Below are 21,871 nucleotides of genomic sequence, written 5' to 3'. Positions count from 1 at the left end.
GCGGGGCCGGGGCCGCCACGCGGACGTCAGGGGCGCAGGTACCGGGTCAGCCGGTCGAGGAGGTGCGCGGCGTCCTCCAAGCTCCGGGCGGTGGCGGAGAAGTCTCCCGCGAGCAACTGCTCCCCGTCCGAGTCGTCCTCGTCCGCCGGTCCCGCCACGGGGGCGGGGAGCCTCGTGCCGCGGTAGCCCACGGGTTCCGCACCGGCGCCCTGCCGGTAGCCGACGAAGTCGCAGACCCCGGGCTGCGGGGGTGTGTCACCACCCTCGACGCCGAAGAACTGCACGCGGGACAACTGCGTCTCGTCCGCACCCGAGTTGGCGGTGATGCGCAGACGGTAGTGCCGGTACCCCACGGAGTTGGGGAACGAGAACTCCCTGGTGTCGAAGCGCCTGCCGAACCGCTCGTTCTCCCGGGTGTCCAGCCGTGCCCAGGTCCTACCGTCGTGGGAGCCCTCCAGGAACCAGTCCGACGGGTCGCGGTCGGAGCAGTCGTTGGCGGAGGTCAGGCTGTACGCGGTGACGGCGACCGGGCTGTCGAAGGTGAACTCCAGGTCGGCGGAGTCCTCGTGGGCCAGCCACTTGTCGCTCGCCCGGTGCAGGAGATTGGCCGCCACCTCGCCCCATTCGTCGAACTCCTCGCTGGCCTCCACCCTGGACACCTTCCCGGTGACGTCCCGCCGCTCGCCGGTGGCCGGCGAACCGGACACTCCCGTGACAGCGGTCCGCAGCGTGAGCGAGGCCGCGTCGCCCCGGCGGTCGCTCCACGACACGCGCTCCACCGGCGCGCCGCCGTCGTCGAGCAGCAGACGCAGTCGGCCGACAGGGCGCCACACGCCGTCGCGCTCCTCCTCGGTGGTGAAGTGATGGCCGCGGAGGCCGTCGCCCTCCGCGGCGGTCCTGCGCTCGGTGAGCGTGCCCCGCAGTTCGCCGATGACGCCGTCGGCGGCCCGGAAGTGGCCGTGGAAACCGGACAGATCGCTGCGGAACGCGACGGCCGACTCCGCGCCGTCGGTCCCACGCCAGGACAGCCGGGTGGCGGCGTCCCCCTCTCCCCGGTCGAGGTGGAACAGCAGGCGCGGCCCCGGCTGCCAGGTGGGCGCGTCCAGGACGCGCCGCTCGGTGGCGAAGGTCCAGACGGCCCGCCCACCCGTCCTGGCCGCGACGACACGCTCCGCACGGCCGGCGTCCTCGGCGGGGTCCACCGTGATCGTCCGTATCCGCAGCAGGCCGTCGCCGTCGCCGGCGCTGCCCGCGTTGCTCATCCGGAGGACGTTGACTCCCTGCCGGAGGGCTTTGCCCGGCACGCTCAGCAGGTACTCCCGCACGCCGCCCGGATCGCCGTCGTCGGGCAGGGAGAACCCCTCGGTCACCACCTCGTCGTTGAGCGCGACGTCCATGGGGACGGCCGAGCCGAGCACCGTGACGCGCAGGACCGACTCCTGGGTGTCCTCCCCGCCGTCCACCGCGAAGTCGACCTTGAGGTGGCCGCCGGCCGTCACCGCGACGTACGAGGAGGCGATCACACATCGGTGATGGCGGGCGACGGCGTTCGACAACTCGGCGGGCCGGGTCGCGAAATCGACCAGAACAGGGGCCATCTGGGGCGCTCCTCGTGGTTGTTGGGGAGACCGGCCGCCGCGGAAGCGGTCGGGCAGTCGTCCGAGACGCTAGCGGTCCCCTCTGACAACACCCGTCACTTCCGCCTCAGGGGCACCGCAGACACCGCCGTTGCGCTCCGGCCGGTCGCATCCGGCCAGTCGAGAAGGGCTCCGAAGGGTGACCGCGGCTGCTCGCCGTACGGAGCAAGGCAGTTGTCGAGGAACTCAAGACCCCGCCCGCCCAGTAACCGCTTCGGTCACCGCCGCCGTCGTGGGAGCCGGCGGGGCGTGTCACCAGCTGCTTCGACCGTGGCTGAAATATGCCAGGGGAATGTGTTCCAGTGCGATAGTCGCCCATAGGGGCGCTGCCGGATCTCGGCGGCTCGCTCAGAGCCGCGTGACTGGAGAGCTCACGGTGCCCCGGTGCGCGGCCCTGTCTTGCCTCCCCCGCCGGGCAGGGCCGCTTCCGCGGCGGGCGCCGCCGCGCCTCAGGCCCGTGAAGCCCTCGGTCTCCTGGAGTCGTCGGCCGCGAGCGGAAGACTGCGCAGTGACAGGGTGCTGGGCGGGGGCAGCGCCTGATGGGCCGCCTCGGCGCGGAACGACTGGAGCAGAAACGCCACCAGCCGCCGGGACGCCGCCCGGTCGTGCGGCAGCGCGGTGACCAGCCCGCAGTGCGACAACAGGGCGACGCCGAGGTCGGAGGGGTGGAAGTCCGCCCGCAGCGCGCCCGCCGCCTGCGCCCTGCGGATCAAGGTCAGCAGGTCCCGCTCGGCCTGTTCCCGGACCCGCGCCTGCTCCGCCGTGCTGTCGGGGAAGACCGTGACGAACGCCGCCGGGAACCCCCGTTCCTCCCGCTGGAGTTCGCAGACCGTCTCGACCAGCCGCTGGAAGCCCCGCCACGGATCGGGGTCGGCCAGCGCCTCGGCCAGTGCCCGGCCGCAGATCTCCGTCTGCCGTGCGAACGCGGCCCGCACCAGGGCATCGCGGGTCGGGAAGTGCCGGTACAGCGTCGCCACGCCGACCCCGGCCCACCGGGCCACGGTCGCCATGGGCGCGTCAATGCCGTGCTCGGCGAAGACCGCGCGGGCGGCGACGAGGATGCGCTCCCGGTTGCGCCGGGCGTCCGCGCGCAGCCCGTCCCGACTCGTGATCCGAGAGGATTCCCCCACCACTGTCTCTCACCTCCGACACAAACGGACGATGTCGTCCGTTTCCCAGCCTACGCTCGCGCCGAGATCCCCGCACGACCGCTGGTGACGAAGGTGGGAACGATGAACGACCGCATGATGAGAGCCGTACTCTTCGACCGGTACGGCGGCCCCGAGGTGCTGTACGTGGGACGGATACCACGCCCCGAACCGGCACCCGGCGAGGTCCTCGTGCGCGTACGTGCGTTCAGCGTCAACGGCGGCGAACTCGCGGCCCGTGCGGGCAGGGTCCGCCTCCTCACCGGCCGCACGTTCCCCCAGCGCATCGGCCTCGACCTCACCGGAGAGGTGGCCGCCCTCGGCACCGGCACGACGGGCTTCACGGTCGGCGACCGGGTGTGGGGCATCCTGGGCCGCTCCGGATTCGGCAGCGCCGCCGAGTACGTGACCGTACGGGCCGAGCGGCTCGGCCGGGTCCCGGACGGGCTGGACCTCGTCGACGCGGCGGCACTCCCGGTGGCCACCACGGCCGTCACCGCGCTGCGCGACAAGGCCACACTGCGTTCCGGCGAACGCCTCCTCGTACGCGGCGCGGCGGGCGGGGTCGGCAACGCCGCCGTCCAGCTCGGTCAGGCGTACGGCGCCGAGGTCACGGCGCTGGCCCGCGCCGAAAACCTCGACCTCGTCCGCGCGCTCGGCGCCCGCCACGCCGTCGACCACCGGACCGTCCGGCCCTCGCAACTGGGTCTGTTCGACGTCGTCCTCGACACCGCGGGCAGCGACCTGCGGACCTTCCGGCACCTGCTCGGTCCCGGCGGACGCATGGTCACCATCGCCTTCGACCTCACACGGCCCGCCGCCTCCCTGGGCTACATCGCGGGCAGCGCTCTGTACGGCCGCCGCCGGGTGCGCTTCTTCAGCGGCAACCCCGGGCGGGCGCTCTTCGACGACCTCGCCCGCCAGGTGACGGAGGGGAGACTGCGGCCGGTGGTGGACACGGTCTTCCCGCTGGAGGAGACAGCCGCGGCACACCGGGCGCTGGAGGCCGGCGGGGTGCGGGGCAAGTACGTGGTCAGGGTCGACTGAGCCCTGATCGCGCGGCGCGACCGCCACGCGGCCCGCCGAGGAGTGGAGGGACCCGGCCGACGACCACGACGGTACGTGCGCAGGTGTGCGGCTTACCTGTCGGTTGCAGCCGGTTCGGGCCGGCCGGGGTGCGCTCGAAGACTCGCAAATTCCTTAGCTCCGCCCGTGCTTGCATGGCTGCGACGAGGACGGCTCGTGAGCGCAGGCCGTGCGTCGCGTGCTCCGACGTGGGCGAACACCGTCCGCCCGGCACGCACGGGACGCATTGGGTGTCGATCAGTCCGCCCCACCGGCGCGGACATCCGCCCGACCGGTCCTCACCGTGGCGGTGGAAAGAGGGAAGATGTCCAAGCGTGCACTCATCACCGGAATCACCGGACAGGACGGCTCGTACCTGGCGGAACACCTCCTCGGCCTGGGCTACCAGGTGTGGGGGCTCTGCCGGGGACAGGCCAACCCCCGTAAGGACCGGATCGCCAAGCTGATCCCCGAACTGTCCTTCGCGGACGGCGACCTCATGGACCAGGGCAGTCTGGTGTCGGCCGTGGACCTGGTCCAGCCCGACGAGGTCTACAACCTGGGAGCCATCTCCTTCGTCCCCATGTCCTGGCAGCAGCCCGAACTGGTGACGGAGGTGAACGGCACCGGTGTGCTGCGCATGCTGGAGGCCGTACGGATGGTGTCCGGCCTCAGCAAGTCCTCCGGTGGCACCGCCCGCGGCCAGATCCGCTTCTACCAGGCGTCCTCCTCCGAGATGTACGGCCAGGTGGCGGAGAGCCCGCAGCGGGAGACCACCTCTCTGCATCCCCGCAGCCCGTACGGCGTCGCCAAGGCGTTCGGCCACTACATCACCCGCAACTACCGTGAGTCGTACGGGATGTACGGCGTCTCGGGCATCCTGTTCAACCACGAGTCCCCGCGCCGCGGCGCGGAGTTCGTCACCCGCAAGATCTCGCTCGCGGTCGCGCAGATCAAGCTCGGCATGATGGACAAGCTCAGCCTCGGCAACCTCGACGCCGAGCGCGACTGGGGCTTCGCCGGCGACTACGTCCGCGCCATGCACCTGATGCTCCAGCAGGAGGAGCCCGGGGACTACGTGGTGGGCACCGGCGCCATGCACCAGGTCCGGGACGCCGCCCGTATCGCGTTCGAGCACGTCGGTCTCGACTGGCGGGACCACGTGGTCGTCGACCCGGGACTCGTCCGCCCCGCCGAGGTGGAGACGCTCTGCGCGGACTCGGGCAACGCCCGCCGGGAGCTCGGCTGGGAGCCCGAGGTCGACTTCGAGGAACTGATGCGCATGATGGTCGAGTCCGACCTGCGCCAGGCGTCCCGCGAGCGTGACTACAGCCGCCTCCTCGCCACCGGCTCCACCGGTCCCATGGGCAACTGGTAGGCCCGGCGGAACGTCCTGGGCGCCCGGTCACGGGCAGGGCCCGCCCGACGGTGCACCGGGCGGGCCCTGCCGCGTACCGCACCGGTGGGACGTGCCGCGCACCCGGCCGTCACACACTAGGGATTTCCAAAGCCGGGCCGCCGCAGACTGGGCCCATGGTCAGCGGAACTGTGTGCACGGCACGCGCACCGGGTGCGTGCTCCGAAGGAGCGGTCCGGGCGCTGCCCGCCCGCCCGCGTGCCGGGGGATCGCCAGGGGACCGCCGCCCGCGGCGCGGCACCCCGCCCTCTCCCGGACACACGTGAGACACCGCTCCGGGCGGACCGCCGCGGTCCCGCCCCCAGCCGTCCTCCCACTTTCGGACACCCCGGACACCCCGGCCGTACCGGTGCCGTACGGCCGCCCCGGGCGCCCGGTGTCCACGTCGGACCGCCAGCCGTCCGCCGGTCTTCTTCCAGATGGGTTGCGTTGATATGGACAAGGAACAGAAGCTCCGGGACTACCTCCGGCGGGCGAGCGCGGACCTGAAGCGCTCCCGGCAGCGGGTGAGCGAGCTGGAGGCCGCGGCGACCGAGCCCATCGCGATCGTCGGGATGAGCTGCCGCTACCCGGGCGGTGTCAGCAGCCCCGAGGACCTGTGGCGGATGCTGGTCGCCGGCGAGGACGGCATCACCGCCATGCCCGCCGACCGCGGCTGGGAGGCGGCCGTCGGCGACGGCCCGGCCGACTTCGCGGGCGGCTTCCTGCACGACGCGCCCGCCTTCGACCCGGACTTCTTCGGCATCTCGCCCCGCGAGGCGCTGTCCATGGACCCGCAGCAGCGCCTGCTCCTGGAGACCGGCTGGGAGGCGTTCGAGCGGGCCGGCATCGACCCCGCGGGCGTACGCGGCAGCCGTACCGGCATGTTCGTCGGCGCCATGCCGCAGGACTACCGGGTCGGCCCCGACGACGACGTGCAGGGCTTCCAGCTCACCGGCAACGCCACCAGCATCCTGTCCGGCCGCCTCTCCTACTTCTTCGGCGCCGTCGGCCCGGCCGTGACCGTCGACACCGCCTGCTCCTCCTCCCTGGTCGCCGTGCACCTGGCCGCCCAGTCGCTGCGCGCGGGGGAGTGCTCGCTGGCGCTCGCGGCGGGCGTCACCGTGATGGCGAGCCCCACCACCTTCGTCGAGTTCGCCCGCCAGGGCGGTCTGGCCGGCGACGGCCGCTGCAAGTCCTTCGCCGACGCCGCCGACGGCACCGGCTGGTCCGAAGGCGTCGGCGTCCTCGTCCTGGAACGGCTCTCCGAGGCCCGCCGCAACGGCCACCACGTCCTGGCCGTCGTCCGCGGCTCCGCCGTCAACCAGGACGGCGCCTCCAACGGGCTGACCGCCCCCAACGGCCCCTCCCAGCAGCGCGTCATCGAGTCCGCCCTCGTCAGCGCCCGGCTGACCACCGCCGACGTCGACGTGGTGGAGGCGCACGGCACCGGTACCGTCCTCGGCGACCCGGTGGAGGCCCAGGCGCTGTTGGCGACGTACGGCCAGGGACGCGACCCCGAACGGCCGCTGCTGCTGGGCTCGGTGAAGTCCAACATCAGTCACACCCAGGCCGCCGCCGGGATCGCCGGCATCATCAAGACGGTCCTGGCGATGCGCCACGACCTGCTGCCCCGCACGCTCCACGTGGACCGGCCCTCCAGCCATGTCGACTGGACCGAGGGCAACGTCCGGCTGCTCACCGAATCCGTCCCCTGGCCGCGCCGCGAGAACACCCCCCGCCGCGCGGGCGTCTCCTCCTTCGGGCTGTCCGGCACCAACGCGCACACCATCATCGAGGAGGCCCCGGCCGAACGCCCCGCCGGGACCGAGGGCGACGACCAGGCCGCCCCCGCCCAGACCGCCGAGGCCGCCGAGACGATCGAGGCCGGGGCACTGCCCTGGCTCCTGTCCGGCCGCACCCCCGAGGCGCTGCGCGCCCAGGCCGGCCGGCTCCTCGACCACCTCGCCGCCCACCCCGGACTGCCCGCCCTGGACGTCTCGCACGCCCTGGCCACCACCCGCTCGGCCTTCGAGCACCGGGCGGCGTTCACCACCGCCGACCGGGACACCGCCGTCGCGCTCCTCACCGCGCTCGCCGCGGGCGAGGACGCCCCCGGCCTCACCACCCACCAGCTGCGCGGCCGGACCAAGCTCGCCGTCCTCTTCTCCGGCCAGGGCTCCCAACGGCCGGGCATGGGACGCGAGTTGTCGCTACGCTTCCCGGTCTTCGCCCGCGCCCTCGACGAGACACTGAGCCACCTCGACGCCGGGCTCGACCGGCCGCTGCGCACCCTGATGTTCGCCGAGGAGGGCAGCGACGAGGCCGCCCTGCTCGACCGGACCGAGTACGCCCAGCCCGCCCTGTTCGCCCTCGAAGTGGCCCTCTACCGGCTCGTCGAGTCCTGGGGAGTCGTCCCGGACCACCTCACCGGCCACTCCGTCGGGGAGATCGCCGCCGCCCACGTGGCCGGGGTGTTCACCCTGGAGGACGCCTGCACCCTGGTGCTGGCGCGCGGCCGGCTCATGCAGGCGCTGCCCGAGGGCGGCGCGATGGTGTCCCTGGAGGCCACCGAGGACGAGGTCGCGCCGCTCGTCGCCGAACACGCCGGACAGGTCTCCGTCGCCGCCGTCAACGGCCCCTCCGCCGTGGTGGTCGCCGGTGAGCGCGACGCGGTCGAGGCCGTGGCCGGACACATCGCCGCCCTGGGCCGCCGCACCCGCCGCCTGCGGGTGTCCCACGCCTTCCACTCGCCGCTCATGGACCCGATGCTGGACGAGTTCCGGACGGTCGTCGCCGGACTCTCCCCGCAGGCGCCCACCATCCCGGTCGTCTCCAACCTGACCGGCGCGCCCGCCACCGTCGAGCAACTGACCTCCGCCGGCCACTGGACCGACCACGTCCGCCACGCCGTGCGCTTCGCCGACGGCGTCTCCTGGCTGGCCGGACACGGCACGGGCCTCTTCCTCGAACTCGGCCCCGACGCCACCCTCGCCGCCCTCACCCGCACCGTCCTGGACGCCCAGGGACACGAGCCCGCCGCCGTGCTGCCCGCGCTGCGCAAGGACCGCCCCGAGGCCACCGCCCTCACCGAGGCCGCGACCGGCCTCTACCTGCGAGGCACCGCCCCGCGCTGGAAGGGCTGGTTCGAGAACACCGGTGCCGCCCGCGCCGACCTGCCGACCTACGCCTTCCAGCACCGCCGCTTCTGGCCCAAGGGCGTCACCGGGCTCCCCGGCGACCTGCGGTCCGCGGGACTCGGCGCCGCCCACCACCCGCTGCTGGCCGCCGCCGTCACCCTCGCCAACTCCGACGGCCTGCTCCTCACCGGCCGCCTCTCGGTACGCACCCACCCCTGGCTCGCCGACCACGCGGTGCGCGGCACCGTCCTGCTGGCCGGGACCGCCTTCCTGGAGCTGGCAGTGCGGGCCGGCGACGAGGTCGGCTGCGAGCGCGTCGAGGACCTCACCCTGGCCGCGCCGCTCGCCCTGCCCGAGGACGGCGGGGTCCAGGTCCAGGTGTGGATCGGCAGCCCCGACGAGACCGGTCGCCGCACCCTGAGCCTGTACTCCCGCCCCGACGGCGACGAGGACCGGCCCTGGACCCAGCACGCCGCAGGCACCCTCGCCCCCGGTGACCGCAGCGCCGGGGAGGCCGGGGGCTTCGACGCCGCGGTCTGGCCGCCGCAGGACGCCGAGTCCGTCGTACTCGACGGCTTCTACGACGGTCTCGCCGAAGCCGGCTTCTCCTACGGGCCCGCCTTCCGCGGCCTGCGCGCCGTCTGGCGGCGCGGCGAGGAGACCTTCGCCGAGGTCGCGCTCGACGCCGGACCGGCCGGCGACGCCGCCTCCTTCGGTCTGCACCCCGCGCTGCTCGACGCCGCCCTGCACGTCACCGCCCTCGCCCCGCTCGGCGAGGACGCCCGCGGCGGGCTGCCCTTCGCCTGGCAGGACGTCACCCTGCACGCGAGCGGCGCCGCCGAGGCCCGGGTGCGCATCACCCCGGCGGGCGACGACGCCGTCACCCTGGCCGTCGCCGACACCACGGGCGCGCCCGTCGCCACCGTCGGCTCCCTGGTGCTGCGGTCCGCCCCCGACGCACGCGGTGCCGCCGCGACCGCGCTGGAACGGGACGCCCTGTTCGCGCTCGACTGGGCCCGCACCTCCGGCTCCGCCGACGAGGACCTCACCGGTACCGTCGGCCTGCTCGGCACCGACCCGTACCGGCTCGCGGCCGCCCTCACGGCCGCCGGAACCCCGGTCAGCGTCCTCGCCGGAGCCGGAGCCGGAGCCACCACCGGAACCGCAACCGCAACCGAACCCGTCTTCGGCGCCGACACGCCCGCGCTGGTGCTCGCGCCCGTCACGGGTGCAGGTGACGGCGTACCCGCCGGTGACGGCGTACTCGTCGGCGAAGGCGTACCCGCCGCCGTCCACGCCCTCACCGCGCGTGTCCTCGGGCAGGTGCAGCAGTGGCTCGCCGGGGACGCCCCGGACGGCTCCCGGCTGGTGTTCGTCACGCGGGGCGCGGTCGCCGCGGGCGGCAGCGGTGTCACCGACCCGGCCGCCGCGGCCGTCTGGGGCCTGGTGCGCTCCGCCCAGACCGAACACCCCGGCCGCTTCGGCCTGCTCGACCTCGACCCCGGCGCGCCCGCGGACGACCTGCCCGCCGGACTCGTCGCCGCCCTGGCCGGCGACGAGCCGCAGACCGCCCTGCGCGACGGCGCGGTGCTCGGCGCCCGCCTCACCCGGGTCCGCCCCGGCGACGGCGACACCGTCGCGCCCTGGAACCCCGACGGCACCGTCGTCGTCACCGGCGGCACCGGCGGCCTGGGCGCCGTGCTCGCCCGTCACCTGGTCACCGAGCACGGCGTACGGCATTTGCTGCTCGCCGGCCGCCGCGGCCCCGACGCCCCAGGCGCGGCCGAACTCCTCGCGGAACTGCGCGAGTCGGGCGCCGAGGTCACCCTCGCCGCCTGCGACGCCGCCGATCCGCGGGCGGTGGAGCGGCTGTTCGCCTCCGTGCCCGCCGACCACCCCGTCACCGCCGTCGTGCACACCGCCGGCACCCTCGACGACGGCCTCGTGGAATCCCTCACCGAGGACCGCCTCGCCGCGGTCCTGCGGCCCAAGGCCGACGCCGTGTGGCACCTGCACCGGGCCACCGCCGGCCTGGACCTCGCCGCGTTCGTCGTGTTCAGCTCCCTCGCCGGCACCACCGGCGCCCCCGCCCAGGCCAACTACGCCGCGGGCAACGCCTTCCTGGACGCCGTCGCCACCCTGCGCCGTGACGCGGGCCTGCCCGGCCTCTCCCTGGGCTGGGGGCCCTGGGTGCCCACCGGCGGCATGACCGGCGAGCTGTCCGCGCGGGACCTGGAGCGCATGTCCCGCTCCGGCACGCCCCCGCTCACCGTCGAGCAGGGCCTCGCCCTGTTCGACGCCTCCCTCGCGCTGCCCCGCGCCACCGTCGTCCCGGCCCGTCTGGACCTCGCCGTCCTGCGCGGACCCTCTGCCGACGACGTGCCGCCGCTGCTGCGCGGCCTCGTCCGCACCCGGACCCGCCGTACCGTGCGCACCGGCTCCGGAACCGCCCTGGGCCTCGCCCAGCGGCTGTCCCGGCTCGACGAGGAGGCCCGTACCGAGGCCGTCGTCGACCTGGTCCGCGCCCAGACGGCCATCGTGCTCGGACACGCCTCCGCGCACGACATCGACGCCGAACGGGCCTTCCAGGACCTCGGGTTCGACTCGCTGACCGCCGTCGAACTGCGCAACCGGCTGGCCGCCGCCACCGGTCTGCGCACCTCCGCGACCGTCATCTTCGACTACCCGACCGTCGCCGCCCTCGCCGGCCACCTCCTGCGGGAACTGACCGACACCGCCCCCGGGGCCGCCGCCCCCGGGGCCGCCGCGTCCGGCGCCGCCCCGCAGGGTCGTGCCGCCGCCGGCGCCGACGACCCGATCGTCATCGTCGGCATGAGCTGCCGCTACCCCGGCGGCGTCGGCTCGCCCGACGACCTGTGGCGCCTGGTCACCGAGGGCACCGACGCGATCGGCGGACTGCCCGTCAACCGTGGCTGGGACCTCGACCACCTGTACCACCCCGACCCGGACCACCCGGGCACCTCGTACACCCGCCACGGCGGATTCCTGCACGAGGCGGGCGAGTTCGACGCCGGGTTCTTCGGGATGAGCCCGCGTGAGGCGCTCGCCACCGACTCCCAGCAGCGGCTGCTCCTGGAGGCGTCCTGGACCGCCGTCGAGCACGCCGGTATCGACCCGGTGGCGTTGCGCGGCAGCCAGACCGGTGTCTTCGCCGGCGTCATGTACAGCGACTACTCGGCGACCCTCGCCGACGAGCGCTTCGAGGGCCACCAGGGCAGCGGCACCGCGCCGAGCATCGCCTCCGGCCGGGTCTCGTATGCCCTCGGCCTGGAGGGCCCGGCGGTCACCGTCGACACCGCGTGCTCCTCGTCCCTGGTCGCCATGCACTGGGCGATGCAGGCCCTGCGGTCGGGGGAGTGCTCACTCGCCCTGGCCGGCGGCGTCACCGTGATGTCCACCCCGACCTCCCTGATCGAGTTCTCCCGCCAGCGCGGTCTGTCACTCGACGGCCGCTGCAAGGCGTTCTCCGACGGGGCCGACGGCGTGGGCTGGTCCGAGGGCGTCGGCATGCTCGTCCTGGAGCGGCTCTCCGACGCGCGCCGCAACGGCCACCGCGTCCTGGCCGTGGTGCGCGGCTCGGCCGTCAACCAGGACGGCGCCTCCAACGGGCTGACCGCCCCCAACGGCCCCTCGCAGCAGCGCGTCATCCGCCAGGCGCTCGGCGCCGCCGGTCTGACCACCGCCGACGTCGACGCCGTCGAGGCGCACGGCACCGGCACCCCGCTCGGCGACCCCATCGAGGCGCAGGCCCTGCTGGCGACGTACGGCCAGGACCGGGACCCCGAGCGGCCGCTGCTGCTGGGCTCGGTGAAGTCCAACCTGGGGCACACCCAGGCCGCCGCCGGTGTCGCCGGGGTCATCAAGATGGTGCAGGCGATGCGCCACGGCGAGCTGCCGCGCACCCTGCACGCCGGCGAGCCCTCCCGGCACGTCGACTGGGAGGCGGGCGCGGTCACCCTCGTCCAGGAGCACACCGCCTGGCCCGAGACCGGCCGTCCGCGCCGCGCCGGCGTCTCCTCCTTCGGCTTCAGCGGCACCAACGCGCACGTCGTCCTCGAACAGGGCGACCCCGCCGCCGTCGACACCTCCGCCGCCACCGGGACCACCGAGGCGGCCGTCCTGCCCTGGACGCTGTCCGGCCGCACCCGTCCCGCGCTGCGCGCCCAGGCCGCCCGCCTCCTCGCCCACCTCGACGCCCGTCCCGGCGCCGCCCCCGCCGACCTCACCCTCTCGCTGGCCACCACCCGCCCGGCCTTCGAGCAGCGCGCCGTCGTCGTCGGCACCGCCGACGACGCCCGCCGCGCCCTCACCGCGCTGGCCGCCGACCGGCCCGACGCGGCGCTGGTCCTCGGCGAGACCGGCGGCGCGGGCCGCACCGCCCTGCTCTTCACCGGCCAGGGCAGCCAGCGCCCCGGCACCGGCCGCGAACTGTACGAGCGGTACCCGGTGTTCGCCGAGGCCCTCGACGAGGTCGTCGCCCGCCTCGACCCGTTGCTCCTCGACACCCCGGAGGGCGCCCCGCACGGCTCCCTCAAGGACGTGCTGTTCGCCCAGGAGGGCACCCCCGGCGCCGCCGCCCTGTACGAGACCGGCTGGACCCAGCCCGCGCTGTTCGCGCTGGAGACCGCCCTGTACCGGCTCGTCCGCTCCTGGGGCGTACGTCCCGGCGTGCTGCTCGGCCACTCCATCGGCGGGATCAGCGCCGCCCACGCCGCGGGCGTCCTCACCCTGGAGGACGCGTGCGCGCTGGTCGCCGCCCGCGCCCGCCTCATGCAGGCCCTCCCCGAGGGCGGCGCCATGTGGTCGCTCCAGGCGTCCGAGGAGGAGGTGCTGCCGCTCCTCGCGGGGCAGGAGGACCAGGTCGCGCTCGCCGCCGTCAACGGCCCCTCGGCGGTGGTCGTCTCCGGCGACGAGGAGCCCGCCGCCCGGATCGCCGAGCACTTCGCCGGGCTCGGCCGCACCACCCGCCGCCTGCGGGTCAGCCACGCCTTCCACTCGCCCCGCACCGACGCGATGCTGGACGCCTTCCGCGAGGTCGCCGAGGGACTCACGTACCACGAGCCGACCGTGCCCGTGGTCTGCGACCTCACCGGCCGCCCCGCCGAGGGCGACGACCTGCGCACCGCCGGCTACTGGGTACGGCACGTCCGGTCCACCGTCCGGTTCGCCGACGCGGTGGTCGCCGCCCACGAGGCGGGCGCCGCCACCTATCTCGAACTCGGTCCCGGCGGCTCGCTGTGCGCCGCCGCCCAGGACACCCTCGGCGACGAGATATCCGTCGACGCCGTCCCGCTGCTGCGCACCGGCCGCCCCGAGGACGAGTCCGCCCTCACCGCACTGGCCCGCCTGCACGTGCGCGGCGTCCGCGTCGACTGGGCCGCCGTCCACGCCGGCACCGGCGCCACCGCGGTCGAACTGCCCAGCTACGCCTTCCAGCACGAGACGTACTGGCCCGACACCACCGCGCCCACCGTGCGCCGCACCGCCGAGGGGGCCACCGACCCGGCCGACGCCGCACTGTGGAGCGCCGTCGAACACGGCGACGCCGCCTCCCTCGCCGGTCTGCTCGGCCTGCGCGACGAGGAGCACGCCTCCCTCTACGCGCTGCTGCCGTCACTGTCGTCCTGGCGGCGCGCCCGCCAGGAACGGGCCGTCCTCGACGCCGCCCGCTACCGGGTCGCCTGGCACCCCGCCGCCGCCGAGGGCGCCCCCGTCCTCGACGGCACCTGGCTCGCCGTCACCACCGCCGCCACCGAGGCCGGTCCGGACGCCACCGGTCCCAACGGCACCGGTTCGGACGCCACCGGTTCGGAGGAGGCCGGTTCCGACGAGGCCGCCGAGGTGCTGGCCGCCCTGCGCGGCCACGGTGCCGTCGTCGAACGCCTCGTCCTGGACGGGAGCCACCTCGACCGCGACCACCTCGCCGCCACCCTGCGCGCCGCCGTCCAGGACGCCGCGGCCGAGGGCGCCCCCGGCATCAGTGGTGTGCTCTCCCTGCTGCCGCTCGCCGACACCGCCCGGCCCGCCGCCGACACCCGTACGAGCTCCGGCGTTGCCGCCGACCTCGACGCTCCCGTCGGCTCCGACGCACCCGCCCCCTCGGACGCTTTCGCTGGCGGGCTCCCGGTCGGCTTCGCACTCGGGGTCGTTCTCGCCCAGGCCCTCGGCGACACCGGCGTCACCGCCCCGCTGTGGACCGTGACCCGCGGCGCCGTCTCCACCGGCCCCGGCGACCCCCTCACCCACCCCGCCCGCGCCGCCGCCTGGGGCCTCGGCCGGGTCGCCGCCCTGGAACGGCCCGAGCAGTGGAGCGGCCTGGTCGACCTGCCGCAGGTCCTCGACGCCCCGGCCGTCCAGCACCTCGTCAGCGTGCTCGCCACCCGCGCCGGCGAGGACCAGCTCGCCGTCCGCGCCGGCGGTACGCTCGCCCGCCGCGTCGTGCGCCACCCCGGCGACGACCTGCCCCGCGAGGACGAGTTCACCGCCTCCGGCACCGTCCTGATCACCGGCGGCACCGGCGGACTGGGCGCCGAGGCCGCGCGCTGGCTCGCCCGGTCCGGCGCCGCCCACCTGATCCTCACCGGCCGCCGCGGCCCCGACGCCCCCGGCGCCGCCGAACTCCGCACGGAACTGGAGGAACTCGGCGCCCGCGTCACCCTCGTCGCCTGCGACGCCGCCGACCGCGGCGCGCTCGTCGCCGTGCTCGCCGGGGTGCCCGAGGACGCGCCCCTCACCGGCGTCGTGCACGCCGCCGGTGTCGGCCAGGCCGCGCCGCTCGCCGCCACCGAACTGTCCGAGGTCGCCGCGGCCATGGCCGCCAAGACCCTCGGTGCCGCCCACCTCGACGACCTGCTCGACGGCCACGACCTCGACTTCTTCGTCCTGGTCTCGTCCGTCGCCGGTGTCTGGGGCAGTGCGGGCCAGAGCGCCTACGCCGCCGCCAACGCCTACCTCGACGCGCTCGCCGAGAACCGCCGCTCCCGCGGCCTGGCCGCCACCTCCGTCGCCTGGGGCCCCTGGGCCGAGATCGGCATGGCCAGCGCCCACCGGTCGGTCTCCGAGGGCCTCGAACGCACCGGTCTGCGGCTCCTGCAGCCGGCCACCGCCATGACCGAGCTGCGCCGTGCCGTCGTACGGGGCGAGGCCGCCGTCACCGTCGCCGACGTCGACTGGGAGCAGTACCACCCGGTCTTCACCGCCGCCCGCGCCAGCCGCCTCTTCGACGCCATCGACAGCGTGGGCGCCCTCGCCGCCCCGGACGCCACCCACTCTTCCTCCTCTTCCTCCTCCGCCGAGCTGGCCGGCCGGCTCGGCGGTCTCACCGGCGAGGAGCAGGAGCGGCTGCTGCTCGACCTGGTGCGTTCCGAGGCGGCCGTCGTCCTCGGCCACACCTCCGCCGAGGGCGTCCCCGCCAAGCGCGCCTTCCGGGACGCCGGCTTCGACTCGCTGACCGCGGTGGAGCTGCGCAAGCGGCTCGCCGCCCTCACCGGGCTCGCCCTGCCCTCCACCCTGGTCTTCGACTACCCGAGCCCCGTCGCCCTCGCCCGCCACCTGCGGGACGAACTCCTCGGCACCGCCGCCGACGCGGCCACCCCCGCCACCGGAGCCGCCGTCACCGACGAGCCCATCGCCATCATCGGCATGAGCTGCCGCTTCCCGGGCGGTGCCCGCTCCGCCGACGCGTTCTGGAAGCTGGTCGCCGACAACACCGACACGATCTCCGACTTCCCCGTCAACCGCGGCTGGGACGCCGACGCCCTGTACGACCCGGACCCCGACCGGCCCGGCACCACGTACTCCACGCAGGGCGGTTTCCTGCACGACGCGGGCGAGTTCGACGCGGGCTTCTTCGGTATCTCGCCGCGCGAGGCCGTCTCCATGGACCCGCAGCAGCGCCTGCTCCTGGAGACCACCTGGGAGGCGTTCGAGCACGCGGGCATCGATCCGGCGTCGGTGCACTCCACGCCCACCGGCACCTTCATCGGCTCCACCTACCAGGACTACGGCGTCGGCATGGACGACGGCTCCGCGGGCCACGTCGTCACCGGCTCCAGCCCCAGCGTCCTGTCCGGCCGCCTCGCCTACTCCTTCGGTCTTGAGGGCCCGGCGGTCACCGTCGACACCGCCTGCTCCTCCTCACTGGTCGCGCTGCACCTGGCCTGCCAGTCGCTGCGCAACGGCGAGTCCACGCTCGCCCTGGCCGGCGGTGCCACCGTCATGACCAACCCGATGCCGTTCATCGCGTTCTCCCGGCAGCGGGCCCTCGCCCGCGACGGCCGCTGCAAGGCGTTCTCCGAGGACGCCGACGGCATGACGCTCGCCGAGGGCATCGGCATGCTCGTCCTGGAGCGGCTCTCCGACGCCCGCCGCAACGGCCACGAGGTCCTCGCCGTGGTCCGCGGCTCCGCCATCAACCAGGACGGCGCGAGCAACGGCCTCACCGCGCCCAACGGCCCCTCCCAGGTACGCGTCATCCGCCAGGCCCTGAGCGCCGCGGGGCTCACCACCGCCGACGTCGACGCCGTCGAGGCGCACGGCACCGGCACCGCCCTCGGCGACCCCATCGAGGCGCAGGCCCTGCTGGCGACGTACGGCCAGGGACGCGACCCCGAACAGCCCCTGCTGCTGGGCTCGGTGAAGTCCAACATCGGCCACACCCAGTCCGCCGCGGGCGTCGCCGGCATCATCAAGATGGTCCAGGCGATGCGCCACGGCGAACTGCCGCGCACCCTGCACGCCGACGAGCCCTCCAGCCACATCGACTGGTCCGGCGGCGCCGTCCGCCTGATCACCGAGAACACCGGGTGGAGCCGGGACGACCGCCCGCTGCGCTGCGCGGTGTCCTCCTTCGGCATCAGCGGCACCAACGCGCACGCCATCCTGGAACAGGCGCCCGTCACGGAGGAACCCGCACCGGCCCCCGAACCCGCCCTCCCGGCGGGCGGCACCCTGCCGTGGATCCTGTCCGCCGCCGCTCCCGCCGCCCTGCGCGGCCAGGCCGCCAACCTCGCCGACCACCTCACCACCGGACCCGTGCCGCACCCCGCCGACGTCGGCCACACCCTGATCACCGCGCGCTCCGTGCTGGAGCACCGGGCCGTCGCCCTCGGCGCCGGCACCACCGAACTCACCGACGCGCTCAGCGCGTTCGGCGCCGGCGAGCCCACCGCCCAGGTCGTCCACGGCACCGCCGACACCGACGGCCGCACCGTGTTCGTCTTCCCCGGCCAGGGCTCCCAGTGGACCGGCATGGGCGCCGAACTCCTCGACACCTCACCGGTCTTCGCCGAACGCTTCCACGAGTGCGCCGCCGCCCTGTCCGCGTACACCGACTGGTCCCTGACCGACGTCGTCCGCCAGGTGGACGGCGCCCCCACCCTGGACCGCGTCGACGTCGTCCAGCCCGCCACCTGGGCCGTCATGGTCTCCCTGGCGGAGCTGTGGCGCGCCCACGGCGTCACCCCCGACGCCGTGATCGGCCACTCCCAGGGCGAGATCGCCGCCGCCGTCGTCTCCGGCGCGCTCTCCCTGGACGACGGCGCCCGCGTCGTCGCCCTGCGTTCCCAGGCCATCGGCCGCGTCCTCGCCGGCGCCGGCGGCATGATGTCCGTACAGGTGTCCGCCGCCGAGGCCGAGGGGTACCTGACGCCCTACGAGGGCGCGGTCTCCGTCGCCGCCGTCAACGGCCCCCGCTCCGTCGTCCTCGCCGGTACCCCCGAGGCCCTTGTCGCCCTCCAGGCCGAGTTCACCGCCCGCGACCTGCGCGCCCGCCGCGTCGCCGTGGACTACGCCTCCCACTCGCCGCAGGTCGAACGCATCGAGGCCGAACTTCTCGACGTACTCGCCCCGGTGACGCCCCGCACGCCCCGCGTGCCCTTCCACTCCACCGTCACCGCGGCCCCGCTCGATGCCACCGGTACGGACGCCGCCTACTGGTACCGCAACCTGCGGCAGACCGTCCGCTTCGAGGACGCCGTGCGCGCCCTGCTCGACACCGAGCACACCGTCTTCGTCGAGATCAGCCCGCACCCGGTGCTGACCATGGCCGTCCAGGCCACCGCCGAGGACACCGGCCGGCCGGTCGCCGCCGTCGGCACCCTGCGCCGCGACCAGGGCACCACCGCCCGCTTCCTGACCTCCCTCGCCGAACAGTGGGTCCGCGGCGGCCGCGCCGACTGGAGCACCGTCTACGCCGGGACCGGGGCCCGCAGGACACCCCTGCCCACGTACGCCTTCCAGCGCGAACACCTGTGGGCGGTGGCCGACCGCTCGCAGGGCGCCGACGAAGGGGACCCGGCGGACGCCGAGTTCTGGTCCGAGGTCGAGCAGGAGGACGTGGACTCCCTCGCCTCCCGGCTCCACCTGGACCGCGACGCGCTCGCCCCGCTGCTGCCCGCCCTGTCCACCTGGCGCCGCGGGCGCCGTGAGCGCTCCACCGTCGGCTCCTGGCGCTACCGCGCCACCTGGAAGCCGCTCGGCACGCTCCCCGACACCGCCCTGGACGGCAACTGGCTGCTCGTCACCGCCGACGGCACCGACCCCGCGTACGCCGCCTCCGTCGCGGACGCCCTGACCGCGGCCGGCGCCGAGGTGCTGCCCCTCGTCCTCACGCCCGCCGACACCGACCGGGACGCCCTCGCGGACCGGCTGCGCGCCCTGACCGCGGCGTCGGCCCTCTCAGGAGTGGTGTCCCTGCTGGCCGACGCCGAGGACACCGGCGCCGCCCACCCGGTGCTGACCACCGGCCTCGCCCTCAGCGTCGTCCTGGTGCAGGCACTCGGCGACGCCGCGGTCGAGGCACCCGTCTGGGCCCTCACCCGGGGCGCCGTCTCCACCGGCCGCGCCGACCGCCTCACCCGCCCGGCCCAGGCCATGATCCAGGGCCTCGGCTGGACCGCCGCCCTGGAACACCCCGAGCGCTGGGGCGGCACCGTCGACCTGCCCGGCACCCTGGACCGGCGGACCGGCGAACGCCTCGCCGCTCTCCTCGCCGGCACCACCGGCGAGGACCAGCTCGCCGTCCGCGCCTCCGGCGTCCTCGCCCGCCGCATCACCCCGGCCCCCGCGCCCACCGGCTCCGGCGCCTGGACCCCGCGCGGCACCGTCCTGGTCACCGGCGGCACCGGCACCCTCGGCCCCCACCTGGCCCGCTGGCTCGCCGACCAGGGCGCCCGCGACCTGGTGCTCACCAGCCGCCGCGGCGCGGACGCCCCCGGCGCCGCCGACCTCGTCGCCGAACTCGCCGAGCGCGGCTGCGCCGTCACCGTCGCCGCCTGCGACGTCGCCGACCGCGACGCCGTCGCGGCCCTCCTGGACGGCCTCGCCGCCGAGGGCCGCACGGTGCGCAGCGTCTTCCACACCGCCGCCGTCATCGAGCTGCAGTCCCTGGACGAGACCGGTCTCGACGCGTTCGCCAAGGTCGTGCACGCCAAGACCGCAGGCGCCGCGCACCTGGACGAACTCCTCGACGACGAGCAGCTCGACGCGTTCGTGCTGTACTCCTCCACCGCCGGCATGTGGGGCAGCGGCCGGCACGCCGCGTACGTCGCCGCCAACGCCCACCTCAACGCCCTCGCCGAGCACCGGCGTGCCCGCGGCGCCCACGGCATCGCGATCTCCTGGGGCATCTGGGCAGACGACATGAAGCTCGGCCGCGTCGACCCCGGCCAGATCCGCCGCAGCGGCCTGGAGTTCATGGACCCGAAGCTGGCCCTGGCCGGACTGCGGCAGGTCCTCGACGGCGACGAGGGCGCGCTCGCCGTCGCCGACGTCGACTGGGACCGCTACCACCCGGTGTTCACCTCCTCGCGGCCCACCGACCTCTTCGAGGACGTGCCCGAGGTCCGCCGGCTCACCGAGGAGAGCGCGACCCGTGCCGCCGAGGGCGGCGAGTTCACCACCCGGCTGCGCGCCCTGCCCGCCGGCGAACAGGACCGCCTCCTGCTCGACCTGGTGCGCTCCGAGGCCGCCACCGTCCTCGGCCACGCCTCCCCGGAGGTGCTGTCCGAGCGGCGCGCCTTCCGCGACGTCGGCTTCGACTCGCTCACCGCGGTCGACCTGCGCAACCGGCTCGCCGCCGTCACCGGCCTCACCCTGCCCAGCACCATGGTGTTCGACTACCCGGACCCGCTCACCCTCGTCGGGTACCTGCGCGGCCTGATCGGCGGCCCCGCCGCCGAGGGCGGCGCACCGGAGCGCCGCACGGCCGCCACCGACGACGAGCCGATCGCCGTCGTGGCCATGAGCTGCCGCTACCCGGGCGGCATCAGCTCGCCCGAGGCCCTGTGGGACCTCGTCGCCGCCGGCGGCGACGCCATCACCGGCTTCCCCGCCGACCGCGGCTGGGACGCCGACGCCCTCTACGACCCGGACCCCGACCGGCCCGGCACCACGTACTCCACGCAGGGCGGCTTCCTGCACGACGTCGCCGACTTCGACGCCGGCTTCTTCGGCATCTCCCCGCGCGAGGCCCTCGCCATGGACCCGCAGCAGCGGCTCCTCCTGGAGACCGGCTGGGAGGTCATCGAACGCGCCGGGATCGACCCCGCGACCCTGCGCTCCAGCGCCACCGGCACCTTCATCGGCGCCAGCTACCAGGACTACACGGCGGGCGGCGCCAGTTCCGAGGGCGCCGAGGGCCACCTCATCACCGGCACCATCTCCAGCGTGATGTCCGGCCGCCTCGCCTACACCTTCGGCCTGGAGGGCCCGGCGGTCACCCTGGACACCGCCTGCTCCTCCTCACTGGTCGCGCTGCACCTGGCCTGCCAGTCGCTGCGCAACGGCGAGTCCACGCTCGCCCTGGCCGGCGGCGTCAGCGTCATGGCCACCCCGCAGGCGTTCACCGGTTTCAGCCGCCAGCGCGCCATGGCCCCCGACGGGCGCTGCAAGGCGTACGCCGAGGGCGCCGACGGCATGAGCCTCGCCGAGGGCGTCGGTCTGGTCCTGGTCGAGCGCCTCTCCGACGCCCGCCGCAACGGCCACCCCGTCCTCGCCGTGATCCGCGGCTCCGCCGTCAACCAGGACGGCGCCTCCAACGGCCTCACCGCACCCAACGGACCCTCCCAGGCCCGCGTCATCCGCCAGGCCCTCGCCAGTGCCGGGCTCACCCCGGCCGAGGTGGACGTGGTCGAGGGCCACGGCACCGGCACCGCCCTCGGCGACCCGATCGAGGCGCAGGCCCTGCTGTCGACGTACGGCCAGGACCGGCCCGGCGACCGGCCGCTGCTGCTCGGCTCGGTGAAGTCCAACATCGGCCACACCCAGATGGCCTCCGGTATCGCCGGGGTCATGAAGATGGTCATGGCGATGCGCCACGGCACCGTCCCGCGCACCCTGCACGTGGACACGCCCTCCAGCCACGTCGACTGGACCTCCGGTGCCATCGACCTGGCAACCGACACCGTGCCCTGGCCCGAGACCGGCCGCCCCTACCGGGCCGGCGTCTCCTCCTTCGGACTCTCC

5 protein-coding genes (1 of these 5 cut by a window edge) are annotated in these 21,871 nt (G+C 75.1%); 3 read left to right on the top strand and 2 right to left on the bottom strand.

Features of this window, described 5'->3' with window-relative positions; genetic code table 11:
- Nucleotides 1-26 precede the first annotated feature (26 nt).
- Together ACFYXC_RS20545 and ACFYXC_RS20540 are read right to left on the bottom strand one after the other, a co-directional pair.
- On the bottom strand, nt 27-1,598 hold the full coding sequence (locus ACFYXC_RS20545) for a discoidin domain-containing protein (protein WP_389553522.1): 1,572 nt from the start codon (nt 1,596-1,598) through the stop codon (nt 27-29).
- A gap of 488 nt (nt 1,599-2,086) precedes the next feature.
- Nucleotides 2,087-2,767 (bottom strand): TetR/AcrR family transcriptional regulator, encoded by a 681-nt coding sequence (locus tag ACFYXC_RS20540; protein WP_389553520.1) that lies wholly within the window; start codon nt 2,765-2,767, stop codon nt 2,087-2,089.
- 102 nt (nt 2,768-2,869) lie between these two features.
- Here ACFYXC_RS20540 and ACFYXC_RS20535 point away from each other — a divergent pair, with 102 nt between their 5' ends.
- The 3 genes from ACFYXC_RS20535 to ACFYXC_RS20525 form a co-directional block, all read left to right on the top strand.
- Nucleotides 2,870-3,832 carry an NAD(P)-dependent alcohol dehydrogenase gene (locus ACFYXC_RS20535; RefSeq protein ID WP_389553518.1) on the top strand — a complete coding sequence of 321 codons (963 nt, stop codon included), beginning with the start codon at nt 2,870-2,872 and terminating at the stop codon, nt 3,830-3,832.
- 343 nt (nt 3,833-4,175) lie between these two features.
- Nucleotides 4,176-5,228, top strand: coding sequence for a GDP-mannose 4,6-dehydratase (locus tag ACFYXC_RS20530; RefSeq protein ID WP_388919437.1), 1,053 nt, complete (start codon nt 4,176-4,178; stop codon nt 5,226-5,228).
- A gap of 473 nt (nt 5,229-5,701) precedes the next feature.
- A protein-coding gene (locus tag ACFYXC_RS20525) for a type I polyketide synthase (protein WP_389553515.1) crosses the window boundary here: on the top strand, nt 5,702-21,871 show its 5' portion. It continues 13,044 nt past the right edge of the window; 16,170 of the gene's 29,214 nt are visible here — the first part of the coding sequence; it begins with the start codon at nt 5,702-5,704; its stop codon lies beyond the right edge, outside the window.

Source organism: Streptomyces sp. NPDC002701 (genome assembly GCF_042889045.1).
Classification (GTDB): Bacteria; Actinomycetota; Actinomycetes; order Streptomycetales; family Streptomycetaceae; genus Streptomyces.
This window is presented reverse-complemented; position numbering and strand designations above follow the sequence as displayed.

What these genes read in the sequence shown, in the direction of transcription:
- ACFYXC_RS20545 (WP_389553522.1), bottom strand. Translation starts at nt 1,598, where the DNA reads ATGGCCCCTGTTCTGGTCGATTTCGCGACCCGGCCCGCCGAGTTGTCG.
- ACFYXC_RS20535 (WP_389553518.1), top strand. Translation starts at nt 2,870, where the DNA reads ATGAACGACCGCATGATGAGAGCCGTACTCTTCGACCGGTACGGCGGC.
- ACFYXC_RS20530 (WP_388919437.1), top strand. Translation starts at nt 4,176, where the DNA reads ATGTCCAAGCGTGCACTCATCACCGGAATCACCGGACAGGACGGCTCG.